The organism is Mariniflexile sp. HMF6888 (assembly GCF_044335535.1).
In the GTDB taxonomy this organism is placed as follows: domain Bacteria; phylum Bacteroidota; class Bacteroidia; order Flavobacteriales; family Flavobacteriaceae; genus Mariniflexile.
This window is the reverse complement of record NZ_JBIQVZ010000001.1, coordinates 343,370-355,899: the sequence shown is the minus strand read 5'-3', so window position 1 is coordinate 355,899 and position 12,530 is coordinate 343,370. Positions and strand designations below refer to the sequence as shown.

The 12,530-nt window shown below is 33.8% G+C and carries 10 protein-coding genes; 3 read left to right on the top strand and 7 right to left on the bottom strand.

Annotated elements, in window-relative coordinates; all coding sequences use genetic code 11:
• Window positions 1-35 precede the first annotated feature (35 nt).
• Both ACGLWY_RS01755 and ACGLWY_RS01750 read left to right on the top strand, forming a co-directional pair.
• Window positions 36-725: a YjjG family noncanonical pyrimidine nucleotidase gene (locus ACGLWY_RS01755; protein WP_396617952.1), complete on the top strand. Its 690-nt coding sequence runs from the start codon at window positions 36-38 to the stop codon at window positions 723-725.
• A gap of 76 nt (window positions 726-801) precedes the next feature.
• Window positions 802-1,680 (top strand): hypothetical protein, encoded by an 879-nt coding sequence (locus ACGLWY_RS01750; protein ID WP_396617951.1) that lies wholly within the window; start codon window positions 802-804, stop codon window positions 1,678-1,680.
• Window positions 1,681-1,755: 75 nt separating this feature from the next.
• Here the strand turns inward: ACGLWY_RS01750 and ACGLWY_RS01745 are convergent, their stop codons facing one another.
• A complete protein-coding gene (locus ACGLWY_RS01745) occupies window positions 1,756-3,033 on the bottom strand; it encodes a replication-associated recombination protein A (RefSeq protein WP_396617950.1) in 1,278 nt (425 codons plus the stop codon).
• 167 nt (window positions 3,034-3,200) lie between these two features.
• On the opposite strand from ACGLWY_RS01745, the gene ACGLWY_RS01740 reads away from it, so the two are divergent.
• On the top strand, window positions 3,201-3,926 hold the full coding sequence (locus ACGLWY_RS01740; RefSeq protein WP_396617949.1) for a rhomboid family intramembrane serine protease: 726 nt from the start codon (window positions 3,201-3,203) through the stop codon (window positions 3,924-3,926).
• 82 nt (window positions 3,927-4,008) lie between these two features.
• On the opposite strand, the gene rlmB is transcribed toward ACGLWY_RS01740, so the two are convergent.
• The 6 genes from rlmB to ACGLWY_RS01710 form a co-directional block, all read right to left on the bottom strand.
• Window positions 4,009-4,755 carry a 23S rRNA (guanosine(2251)-2'-O)-methyltransferase RlmB gene (gene rlmB, locus ACGLWY_RS01735; RefSeq protein WP_396617948.1) on the bottom strand — a complete coding sequence of 249 codons (747 nt, stop codon included), beginning with the start codon at window positions 4,753-4,755 and terminating at the stop codon, window positions 4,009-4,011.
• Between the two features lie 70 nt (window positions 4,756-4,825).
• A complete protein-coding gene (locus tag ACGLWY_RS01730) occupies window positions 4,826-5,341 on the bottom strand; it encodes a lipid-binding protein (protein WP_396617947.1) in 516 nt (171 codons plus the stop codon).
• Between the two features lie 17 nt (window positions 5,342-5,358).
• The gene (locus tag ACGLWY_RS01725) at window positions 5,359-5,961 is read right to left on the bottom strand and encodes an immunoglobulin-like domain-containing protein (RefSeq protein WP_396617946.1); all 603 of its coding nucleotides are present in this window, start codon (window positions 5,959-5,961) and stop codon (window positions 5,359-5,361) included.
• 20 nt (window positions 5,962-5,981) lie between these two features.
• Window positions 5,982-7,439, bottom strand: a complete 1,458-nt coding sequence (locus tag ACGLWY_RS01720; protein ID WP_396617945.1) for a SusD/RagB family nutrient-binding outer membrane lipoprotein — start codon at window positions 7,437-7,439, stop codon at window positions 5,982-5,984.
• A gap of 18 nt (window positions 7,440-7,457) precedes the next feature.
• Entirely contained in the window at window positions 7,458-10,661 is a 3,204-nt protein-coding gene (locus tag ACGLWY_RS01715) for a SusC/RagA family TonB-linked outer membrane protein (protein WP_396617944.1), read from the bottom strand.
• A gap of 117 nt (window positions 10,662-10,778) precedes the next feature.
• Window positions 10,779-12,473, bottom strand: a complete 1,695-nt coding sequence (locus tag ACGLWY_RS01710) for a POTRA domain-containing protein (RefSeq protein WP_396617943.1) — start codon at window positions 12,471-12,473, stop codon at window positions 10,779-10,781.
• Between the last annotated feature and the right edge of the window lie 57 nt (window positions 12,474-12,530).

The following is a 12,530-nucleotide window of genomic DNA, read 5'->3' as shown; positions in this document are numbered from 1 at the left end:
GGTATATAACCATTAAAAAAAACAAATAGTTACATATGAAAATTAGTGGTATTACCGATGTGTTTTTCGATTTAGACCATACACTTTGGGATTTTGATAAGAATTCAGAACTAACATTTGATAAAATTTTTAAAATGAATGCTATAGCTATTGATTTGAATGAATTTCTATTGCACTACCGCGAAATAAATTTTCAGTATTGGAAACTTTACAGAGATGCTAAAATTGATAAAGAAGTGTTGCGTTTCGGCCGATTGAGAGATACTTTTGTGGCTGCCAATTTACATGTTGAAGATGCTATGATAAGTAAACTATCAACCGATTATATCACCTATCTTACCGATAATAATTACTTATTTAAAGATGCCATTGAAATTCTGGATTACCTAAGTTTAAAATACAATCTACATATACTATCTAACGGGTTTGAAGAAGTTCAATACAGAAAATTAACAAAATCGAACATTCATCATTACTTTAAAACCATTACCAATGGTGAAGATATAGGCATTAAAAAACCACATCCTGAAATTTTTCATTATGCCATTAAAAGAGCCGAAACAGAAATAAGCAGAAGCATTATGATTGGTGATGGTTATGAAGCCGATATAGAAGGTGCTGTAAATGTAGGAATGGATGTTATTTATTTTGATACAAATAATATGAATATAAAAACAAGCGTTAAACAAATTAGAGGATTAATAGAATTAAAAAAATATTTATAAAAGTGTATCTTTACAAATATTGTTAACTAAACATTTATTAACTTTAAACGAGTCCTATATAAATAATTAAATAAAAATGAAGCTTAAATATTTTGCCATACTAATTACATGTTTACTTTCTACAAGTATATTTTCCCAAGCCAATTTAAACAATTATAAATACGTTATTATACCTAATAAATACGATTTTTTAAAGGAAGCCGACCAATATCAGTTAAATTCATTAACCGAGTTTTTATTTAACAAATATGGTTTTCAAACACTCATGGAAGGTTCCAATTATCCTGAAGATGTTATTAGAAACAGATGTTTAGCGTTGAAATCTAATGTAATAAAAGATTCGGGGCTATTTAAAACCAAATTAACGATAGAGCTAAAAAATTGCAACGACCAGTTGGTTTATACTTCCGAAATGGGAGAGAGTAGAGAAAAAGAATATCAAAAAGCATATAGCGAAGCACTACGAGATGCTTTTAAATCTATTGAAGCGCTTAATTATAAATATGTGCCAAGTACTAATAACAGCATTGCAGTTTCACAAGACGTAGAAACCGAGAGTGCAGTTTCCAAAGAAATACAACAGTTAAGGGAAGAAATCCAAAACTTAAAAAAGGAAAAAGAAGCTGTTGTAACTGAGAATATTGAGCCAAAGGTTGAAGTGGTTGCAGAAGTTCCAGTAAAAGAAGCAGTAGTTGAAGAAGTTGTTACAACGGTTACGCCACCTGTTGTAAAAGAAGCACCATCGGGTGTTTTATATGCTCAAGCCATTGAAAACGGTTTTCAGTTGGTAGATAGTACGCCTAAAGTAGTTTATAAAATTAAAAAAACCGGTATTGATGGGGTGTTTTTAGTAGAAAACAAAAATGCCACTTTATATAAAAAAGATGCTAATTGGATTTTAGAGTATTATGAAAATAATATTTTAAAGCAGGATGTTTTAAATATTAAGTTTTAAAATGTTTGGTTGTTTGTCGTTTAGTTGTTAAGTCGTGAAAAAATAAATCAACTTACCCAACCCATCAACCAACAACTAATACCCATACTTATCCTTCCAGCGTTGTTTTAAGAACTCCCGATGTGCATTTTCGCGTGCGTTATTTCCGGGATCGTAAAGTTTGGTGTTTTTTATGGTGTCAGGCATAAATTCCTGATTTGCAAAATTATTTTCATAGTTGTGTGCGTATTGGTAATTTTCGCCATAACCCAGTTCTTTCATGAGTTTTGTAGGGGCGTTTCTAATGTCTAATGGCACAGACAAATCGCCCGTTTCCTTTACCAATTGCTGGGCTTTACCAATAGCCATGTAAGCGGTGTTGCTTTTAGGCGAACAGGCTAGATAGGTAGCACACTGGCTAAGCAAAATTCTGGATTCTGGGTAGCCAATTGCCGTAACCGCTTGAAACGTGTTATTGGCAATAACCAATGCCGTAGGGTTGGCGTTTCCAATATCCTCACTTGCCGAAATGAGTAACCTGCGGGCTATAAATTTTACATCTTCGCCACCTTCAATCATACGTGCTAACCAATACACAGCGGCATTGGGGTCACTACCACGAATGGATTTTATAAACGCCGAAATAATATCGTAATGTTGCTCGCCTGTTTTGTCGTAGCGAACCGTGTTATTTTGAACTTTTTGTAATACGCTTTCGTCAGTAATTTCAATAACATCGGTGTTTTCAGAATTTACAATCAGTTCGAAAATATTCAGTAATTTTCTGGCATCGCCACCCGAAAGCCTTAAAAGCGCATTGGTTTCCTTTAGGTTTATGTTTTTTTTGGATAAGGAGTCATCGTTTTCTATAGCACGCCTTAAAAGCGTCTCTAAATCGCTTTTGTCAAAAGCATTTAAAATATATACATGACATCTGGATAAAAGTGCAGGAATCACCTCAAAACTTGGGTTTTCAGTAGTCGCGCCAATAAGGGTAATCCATCCTTTTTCAACGGCTTGTAATAAAGAGTCTTGTTGCGATTTGCTAAACCTATGTATTTCGTCAATAAACAAAATAGGATTTTTAGTAGTAAACAAACCGCCACTTTGTTTTGCTTTATCAATAACATCCCTAACATCTTTAACACCAGAATTTATGGCACTTAAGGTGTAAAATGGTCTGCCAGATTCGGTAGCAATAATATTGGCCAAGGTTGTTTTTCCCGTTCCAGGAGGTCCCCATAATAGCATCGACGGAATTAAACCCTGTTTTATATGTTGGGTTAGCACACCATTTTTACCCACCAAATGTGTTTGGCTTACATAGTCATCCAAGGTCTTTGGGCGTAATCGTTCTGCTAAAGGTTCATTCATAATGTAAAGTTAAAATAATTCCTCCGAAAATGGGAGTCTTCTTAATTGAAGTTTTTTTTTTAACCCAAAACCCAAAACCCAAAACCCAGAACCTTGAACCTAAAAGATTTTAATGCCATTTTAGCATAAACTCAAAACTTGGTCAATTATTTGCTATATTTAGTTCTATGAATGATCAGCACCATTTTAAATTTTCAACAGGCGTTTTAGCATACCCTCTTTTTTTTGTGCTTGTTATTTGGTTTGTGTTTTGGCTTGAAGTACGTTTTGGGTTCAACTTTAGTAAGTATGGGATTTACCCACAAACATTAAAAGGGTTGAGAGGTGTTGTTTTTAGTCCGTTTATTCATGGCAGTATCCAGCATTTGTATCATAATACCATTCCGTTGTTTGTCTTGTCCATGGCTTTATTTTATTTCTATAGGCCTATTGCATGGAAAGTTTTATTCTTCGGTATCATCGTTTCCGGTTTTTTAACTTGGTACATTGGTAGACCTTCTTACCACATTGGTGCTAGCGGAATAATTTATCTTTTGGTAAGCTTTATCTTTTTCAAAGGTGTTTTTGCAAAGTATTATCGGCTTATTGCCTTGTCGTTATTAGTTGTTTTTCTCTATGGGAGTATGATTTGGTATGCGTTACCATTAGAAGAAGGCGTTTCGTGGGAAGGGCATTTATCAGGATTGATCATAGGACTTTTGTTTGCATTAATTTTTAGAAGATCTATAGCCAAACCTAAAAAATATGTTTGGGAACAAACCGATTATAATGAAGCTGATGACCCATTTTTAAAACACTTTGATGAAAATGGGAACTTTATTGAAAAGGCAAATCCAGAAGTAGAGCAGGAGCAACCTAATATAAATTACACGTTTAAAGAAAAGAAAGATTGATTTATTTATTGGTTGTCTGTAGATGGTTTATGGTTGTTAGTTGAAGGTTTGAGTCATCTGTCTTCCTTGGTTAACTCATAACTCATTGGTCAATTGTCAATCTTTGTCTCACAGCTTCATATAAAAAAGCACCACAGGCTACCGATACATTTAAAGATTCAATCTCGCCAAGTAACGGTAATTTAGCTTTAGCATCCACTACTTTTAAAATAGAAGGGTTTATACCCCTATCTTCCGACCCCATAATGATGGCACAAGGCTCTGTAAAAGAAATATCATATAGTGTATCATCTGTTTTTTCAGTTGCAGCAATCACTTTGATGCCCGACGATTGCATATAAAAAACGGCATCTTTAATATGGTCTACTTTACAAATAGGTATTTTAAAAACAGCACCAGCACTAGTTTTAATGGTATCACCGTTTACTGGAGCACCGCCTTTTTTCTGAACAATAATACCATCAACTCCAGTACATTCTGCAGTACGTATAATAGCACCAAAGTTTCGAACATCACTCAATTGGTCCAATAATAAAAATAAAGGTGTTTTTCCTGATTCCATAACGTTCAACACAAGTGTTTCTAAATCATGAAATTCAATGGGTGAAATTTGAGCGACAACCCCTTGATGGTTTTTATTGGTAAGCCTATTTAACTTCTCAACAGGCACATACGATTTGTTAATCGAGTTTCTGTTGAGTACAGATTCTAATTCACTAAACAGCTCACCTTTCAAGCCTTTCTGTAAAAAAACTTTATCAATAGTTTCACCTGCATTCACGGCTTCAATAACGGCGCGTATTCCAAAAATTTGTGTTTGGTTTTCCATGGGGGTAAAGGTATAAAAAAACCGAAGAAATTAATTTCTTCGGTTTAATTTAATTGAGCTAGATTTATTCTTAATGTTCGTCTTCTAAGAAACCGGTTCTTTTATAACCAGCTACTTGATAAATTGTTCCAGGATCATCTGAAAATTCAACATTAAATGAAATGCTATCAACTACAGTGCCACTAGGTGCAACAGTACCTTTTTTAATTATTACACCATTAGTTATGTCTAATGTTGGATATACTTTAACCCCTCCTGAGGTATAAAAATATTCATTTTCTAATTGACTGCCAGAAAAAGTCATTGCACTTAAATCGATATTTGCTTTAACTTTTGAAGGCCATAATTCATGATCATCAAACCACATTTGAGTTCCGTCATTTGAAGCGGTATTATAAGTGGAAAATTGGTAGTAACCTAAACTATATATGTCACTACCATCTACTAATAATTTAACATACCAATCTCCAGCCATTTCTACAGTAGCAGTTGCTCCTGGATCTGGTTCACCACCCTCATCACATGCTACAAATAAACTTACAGTAAATAGTAATATAACTATTTTAAATATATTTATGTTTTTCATAATTCTTTATTTATTTATTAATCGTATTGAAATGTGTATGAAAATCCTGCTGGAGAAATATCTGTCGTAAAAATCCCATCAACAGGATCATAAGTTAGGGCAACAGACGATTGACCAAAAGCATATGTTTGTGGAATCTCTAAAATAGTGTCTCCATCCATCATAAAATAAACAGGAAAAGTTCCACCAAATCCAAAATCACTTGCCAAAAATATGTTTGTTGTTCCTTCTACTAATGTTATACAGCCAACCCTTTCAGGACGTCCAGTATCGTGGTAGCATCCAGTAACATCAGAAGCTATTATAGAAGGATCATACACTACAACAGTTTGATTAACATTAGCTGTAAAACCATCTGAGTTTACCGCAGAATAAGTTACATCATAAACTCCAGGATTATCTACATCCAAATTACTAGTTACTGTAACTGGTAAATCAGCACCGCCTTCTGTTGCAGTAGCACCACCTGAAAAAGTAGATCCCTTCTCAATTACGGCAAAATCATTATATTCAAATACAGGGTAATTTGTCACGGATGAAACATTGCCTGTAGTTTCCGTATCACAAGAACTTAGAAAAAGTACCATAATACATGTTAAACTCTTTAATATATTTTTCATAATATTCATTTTTTTTTTAATTATTGATTCCACCAGATTGGAGTTGTAATAGGCACAACGTCAGGAGCATTTGAGTTTCTGGATGTTTCTGTATTTGGATATAACAAACGTTGAGGAAAACCAGTACCTAATACACCATTTACAGAAACTGTAAAGAAATCTGGATAGCCTGTTCTCTGCCATTCAAAAAAGGCATCTGCACCATTACCAGGGTAGCTTGCCACCCACTTTTGAACAATAATTGCTTCTAATTGGTCATCAAAACCACTAGCAGGATACTCATATGCGCCACCAGAAGCAATATATGGAGCTGCATTAAAATATACTGCTTTAGTCCAAGTTTGGGCTTCTTCAGTTGCCAACTCATCATCAAAAAAGTCTGGTTGTTGAGCAAAGGCAGCAGTAACACCCGCATCATATAATGCTTTAGCTCCAGTGCCACTATTATAACGTAGCATAGCCTCCGCTTGCATAAAATAACTTTCAGCAAGACTAATAAAGTAAACGGGTGCTAATGGACTAATATCAGCAATAGAGAAAGTTGCTGGGCCAAGAGGATTATTATAATCACCTTGAACAACAGGGTTTCCTACACCATAAAAAGCGGCAAGTCGTTCATCATCATTGTCAGCTAAAAACGAATGCATTGTAGCACTTGCTCTTAAATTATTTTTAGTATTTAACTGTCTTCTATCAGATTCGTATAAAGGGTTGCTGATATTTGGTGCATCAGTAAATCCAGTTACAGCAGCACTTACATTTAAGAATGCTGTATTAGCATTTAACATGGCAGTTATTCCTGCTTGAGCAACAGAAGGTCTTGCTTCAGTTTGGCGTAAATATATTTTTAATTTTAAAGTGTTTGCGAACTTGACCCAATTAGTCATATCACCACCAAAGAGCAAATCATCATTTGTTGGAGCACTTCCTTGAGATGCATTTAAATCTTTACTCAAAGCATCATCTATGGCTATTATTAGGCCATCATATACATCTTGAGCAGAATCAAACACAGGATTAAAAATTAAAGGATCAGTAGCTTCTGTGTAAGGAATGTCACCATACCAATCTGTAAGCATTTGATAAGTATACGATTCTAAAACTGTTGCAATTAAATAATAATTCCAATTTTCAGCAGCTAAAGCTTTCTTCTTGATGTTTTTGATGTCTAATAAAGCATCATATGCATTTATCCAGCCAGTTGTTGAAATTCCATCTGTTGTTCCTAATGTGTAATTGTCTACCACTCGATACTGGCTAGACCCAGGGCTTTGCGCCCAAAATTGTGACCAAATACCACCTACTAATGCCCAAGGAGCACCTTGTACACCAGCAATTCCTGTTATACCACCAGGTAGCTCAACTGCAAAGTCTAAATCGTCTGGAGTTAAATCATCTGGGTCTCTGTTAATATCCAATTGCGAACTGCAAGATAATAACATTCCAAATCCTATAATTGTTATTAATATTTTTTTCATTTTGATTTTTTTTATTTGTTAAAAGGACATTTTAAGAGCCACTCCGTAAGTTCTTTGAGCTGGATTACCTCCAAACTCTCCAAATTCTGTAACTAAATCATTACCCCCAAAAGATGTAACCTCTGGGTCAACATATGGGTTATCATCTGGTGTCCATAACATTAAATTTCTACCATATAAGCTAATAGATAAACTATTAAATCCTGTATTACCAATAATGCTTTGTGGAACATTATAAGATAAAGATAAATCACGTAATCTAATGAACGTTTTGTCTACAACATGTTCAACAGATTCTGTACTAGGATTATTACTAGCACTATAATAGCCAGTTACGCTAGGGAAATCAATTGGAGTTGTGTTCTCTTTATATCCCCCATTACCGTCATCTATAACAGAATTTGGAACTATAAATGGGTTTCTATCGTTATAAGTTGTAGCAATTGAACCACCAGTAAAACCTAATAATCTAGAAGTATAAGAATACATTAAGCCACCTTCTTTCCAATCGAATGCAAAAGACAATCTAAAATTTTTGTATTTGAATGTATTTTGAAGACCCATAACGAAATCTCTTTGAGAATTTCCAAGCTCAACTTCTTTGGTAGTTTGTAATGGAATACCTGTATTAGGATCGACAACTGTTTGTCCTGCCTCGTTTACAAGAGGTTTACGGCCATAGAAAACACCTAAAGGCTGTCCTTTAATGGCATAGAAGTTTATATTGTAAGCACTATTAATTAAAAGTTCGTCTAAACCTTCAGGTAACGAGGTTACTTCGTTTTTGTTTTTTGTAAATGTCCAGTCAATATTCCAACTAAAATCATTAGTTTTAAGAGGAACTAATCCAAGTGCTACTTCGATACCTTTGTTTTCAAGATCAACATAATTACCTACAATTGAACCATAACCTGTTGAGGCAGGTAAAAGACGAGAAATTATTGATCCATCAGTAGTTTTATGATAATAAGCAACGTCAGCTTTAATTCTATTATTAAAGAAGTTACCTTCAAGTCCTACTTCATATTCATCTGTGAACTCAGGCTTAATATTTATATTACCTAAAGCCCTTGCTATTTCAAAAGAGTTTAATCCTGCAAACGGATAAGTAATGGCTCCAAAATAGGCTGTTCCAGAAGCTTGCAATGCAGAACTTTCAGTACTATAAATGGGTGCTGAATTAGCAAGAGATGCGTAGCCTCCACGTATTTTTAAGAAATGTGTGCCATTATCAATGGCTATGGCACTTATGTTTGCAGAGGGATAGAAAAATGAATTATTACCAATTGCTAAAGTTGATACCCATTCGTTTCTTCCCGTAAGGTTTAAATATACTCTTTCTTTATATGATAAAGTTACAGCTCCAAAAGCTGAATAACGTTTGCTTTGACTATCTTGTTGGGATGTTGTTGGCAATACAGCAGAATTTGATATTTCGTAATAATTAGGAATATCTAAATCTGTAACACTAACAAAAAGACTACTTGCTATAGAATTACTCATAGTACCACCTAATTGTGCATCAATTCCAAAATCATCAGATAATGTAGAGTTGTAATCAAATGTTAAGAATGATTCGTAACGTCTGTTTTGATTTGTTCTTTCCGATACACCACCTACATTTGTTGCAGCACCTAATAAAGAGTTTGCAGATCCAGGTGTGTAATTAACTACAGCCCCATGGCTATGACGGCTACCGTTTAATATATCTGCTCCTACTTGAACGGTTCCCACAAGATTGGATAAAATATCATAAGAAAAGTTAATGTTTCCATAAAAACGCTCACGGCTTAAATTGGTAGCATTTTCATTAATTACCCAATAAGGATTGCGAGCATAAGGTGTATAAAAATAATCGTTGCCATTAAACGGGTTGTTCTTATAATCGGCTAAATCAATTACACTGACCCCTGTTGGCACTTGCAATAACTCTTGCATAAGAGTTTCACCTTCACCAGCATTATCCCCTTGTCCAGTATTAACAGCATTTTGTCTTGTTTGGGCATAATTTCCATTGACTCTTAATCTAAACTTTTTCCCTGAGATACCAGTATTTATACTTAAGGTATTTCTAGTTAAGGCATCGGCATCAGTTGGAATAATACCATCTGTATCTACTCTGGTAAAAACCAATGAGAAATCAGAATTACTGCCACCACCACTTAATCGTACTGAATTTGTATACGTGTTACCTATGTCGTAAAAATCTTTAATATTGTCTTTTAAAGCCACATAAGGTTTTATTTGTTGCGAATTATCTACAATTTGACCCCATGGTCTAATTTGACCATTAAATTTTGGACCCCAAGAACCATTTTCGTTGGTTGCGCCCGTACCGCCTCCTGGTAAACCAGAATAATCAACACCGTTCCAGCCTTGACCAAAAGTTTGCTGTAAATGAGGTATTCTAGCTACTTCTAGAAAGTCTAAGGAGCTATTAACTTCTACTTTAACTTTTTCTCCAGCTTTTCCTTTTTTAGTTGTTATAATAATAGCACCACTTGAGGCTCTAGAACCATATAATGCCGTTGCAGCACCACCTTTAAGTATGTTGATGCTTTCAATATTATTAGCATCTAAATCGTTAATGTTAGTACCACCGTCAAAAGATCTATTAACGTCAGTTGTTAATCCACTAAGACTACTACTATTTGATGAAGAAGATATAGGTGTCCCATCAACTACATATAATGGGCCACTACCATTTAATCCGCTATAACCTCTTAATATAACTTTGGTTGAAGCACCTGGCTGGCTTGGTGCTGTGATGTCAACACCAGCAATTTTACCAGATAAACTTTCAAATGGGTTGAGAGTGGCCACTTCAGTTAATTGTTCGTTAGAAACTGCTGTTGCAGCATAACCAAGCGATCTTTTTTGTTTGGTTTTACCAAAGGCCGTTACCACAACTTCTTCTAAGACAGCGGCATCTTCACTAAGCGTCACATTAATTGAATTTGAAGCACCTACATTAACTTCTTTGGTAGTATACCCAACAAAACTAAATACAAGTGTAGCACCTTGATTAGCTTTAATTGAATAATTACCATCGAAATCTGACGATGTGCCAGTTGTAGTACCTTTTACTAAGACAGTCGCTCCAGGCAAAGGTAAACCAGATGCATCTGATATTGTACCTGAAACAGTCTTTTCCTGTGCGAACGTTAGTTGCACGACAAACGCTAGTAATAGCGTTAGAATTCCACTAAACTTTGTTTTCATTTTATAATTATTTGAATTAGTCAATGTCAAAAATCATAATAAAAAGTTAATAAAACAATAAATAATGGTTAAAATTTATGATTTAGGACAAAAAATTAAGAAAATAGCAATTACAGGTTAGAAATTAGCTGTCAAACTGAGGTGTATTTTAGAATTTGAAAGTTTAAATGGCGTATTCTCAGTTTTACCATTGGCGTAATTGAACTTTAGAAGACCTGTTTTTGTTAAAATGCCAAAGCCAAAACCTACTCCTAATAGTTTTTCTTCTATACTTGAAATTTTATTTTCAAAATAAGCAACATCGGTAATGGTGTGGATGTAAATAGAGTTGTTAAGCTGAAATCGGTATTCGGTGTTTGTTACTCCCAATAATGTTGCGTAAATACTGTTTTCTTCAAAGCCTCTTATGGAATTGATGCCGCCAAAGCGGATAAGTTCATTTTCAAAATAAGTTTTAGAGTCAAGTGTTGTGCCATTTACTCTTAAATAAATGCTGTTTTTAATATCCAAATTAAAAATTTTAAAAGCATCAATGTTTAATAAGGATTGCTTTTCTTGTTGGTTTGATTGATTTCTTTTTCCAAAGTTGCTTTCAAAGTATAGCTGTGAGTTAATAGGGAAAAGAAGATTGAAACTTTGGTTCTTTAAATACTGATAAGCAAAGGTATAATAAGTTGTTTTGTAATCAAATATAGTCGAGGAGGACACTTGGTTTAATAAATTACTGGATTGTGTAGATGAAATTCCCGAATAAATTTTATGCTTAGCGTTTATTTGATAATGTATTTTGGTGTTCTGATTTACCGTAGAAAATGACGAATCTCTTTTGAAAATACGTAATGCAAAATCTAACCCAATAGGCGATTTTAATAGGTAAGGAAGCGATAAATTAGTTTCGAAAGTCTTTTGGTCGTTCTCATCACTTTTGTAAAGAAGCCTAAACGATTCGCCGTAATTTAAATTGTTGGTTAAGTTCAGATTTAAATAACCATCAAATTGCAATTTATTGGTGTCTTCATTCGTGCCAAAACCTAAAAAGCCGTCAAACGAATTGCTCTTTGTTTTTTGAAGATATAAATATAAAGTTGTAGAATCTTTCGAAAATAAAACTTCAGGTGGCTTTATTTCGCTTGCAAATTTTAAATTATTTAACTGTTCGGTTTTGGCTTTTATAGCATTGATATTAAAGATTTGATTGGGTTTGATCTTTAGGTAGTGTTTTAAATACGACCGAGGGAATTTATCATATCCTTTTATTATAATGTCACTTATTACTCGTTTTTGATGTGTCGATTCTATAATTAAGTTGGCTTTTAAGCTAGATTTACTGGCTACTTCAATGTTTGATAAATACAATTTTGAAAACGGAAACCCTTTTTCAGATATTTTCGAGTTTATAAAATTTAAGGTGTTTTCAAGTTCACTAACAGGTATGGTGAAATAATGATCAAATACTTTTTTTGATATGGTATTTAATAATTTTTGGGAAATAAGCAATTTATCATAATATATAGATATGCTGCTATATTTCTTTTTTAGATGAATTTCGGCGGAAAAAATGGAATCATTAAACCTATTAATATGTTTCAATTCATTTTCAATGTAACCAATTCTATATAAGGTTTTTTGAAGCGAATCTACTTCTCTTTTAATAGATAAATAATTTTCATGGTTTTTAGTATAATTCAAAGAGTCGATAGTAGCAGTTTCAACGACAGTACTTCCCTCAATCTTAAGTTGCAGATTTTGGCAAAACAGTCCTGAAGAAAATAGTATATATATAATAAGGTATAAAAGGAGTGTTTTACTCACGGTTTAATGGCTGTTTTATTATGTAAATCTAACGGAAAATTGGCACTAATAATATAA

Bases quoted from the DNA above. Each gene is read 5' to 3' on its own strand.
- rlmB (WP_396617948.1), bottom strand. From the start codon at position 4,755: ATGGAAAACCAAACACAAATTTTTGGAATACGCGCCGTTATTGAAGCC.
- ACGLWY_RS01720 (WP_396617945.1), bottom strand. From the start codon at position 7,439: ATGAAAAAAATATTAATAACAATTATAGGATTTGGAATGTTATTATCT.
- ACGLWY_RS01745 (WP_396617950.1), bottom strand. From the start codon at position 3,033: ATGAATGAACCTTTAGCAGAACGATTACGCCCAAAGACCTTGGATGAC.
- ACGLWY_RS01740 (WP_396617949.1), top strand. From the start codon at position 3,201: ATGAATGATCAGCACCATTTTAAATTTTCAACAGGCGTTTTAGCATAC.
- ACGLWY_RS01730 (WP_396617947.1), bottom strand. From the start codon at position 5,341: ATGAAAAACATAAATATATTTAAAATAGTTATATTACTATTTACTGTA.
- ACGLWY_RS01715 (WP_396617944.1), bottom strand. From the start codon at position 10,661: ATGAAAACAAAGTTTAGTGGAATTCTAACGCTATTACTAGCGTTTGTC.
- ACGLWY_RS01725 (WP_396617946.1), bottom strand. From the start codon at position 5,961: ATGAAAAATATATTAAAGAGTTTAACATGTATTATGGTACTTTTTCTA.
- ACGLWY_RS01755 (WP_396617952.1), top strand. From the start codon at position 36: ATGAAAATTAGTGGTATTACCGATGTGTTTTTCGATTTAGACCATACA.
- ACGLWY_RS01750 (WP_396617951.1), top strand. From the start codon at position 802: ATGAAGCTTAAATATTTTGCCATACTAATTACATGTTTACTTTCTACA.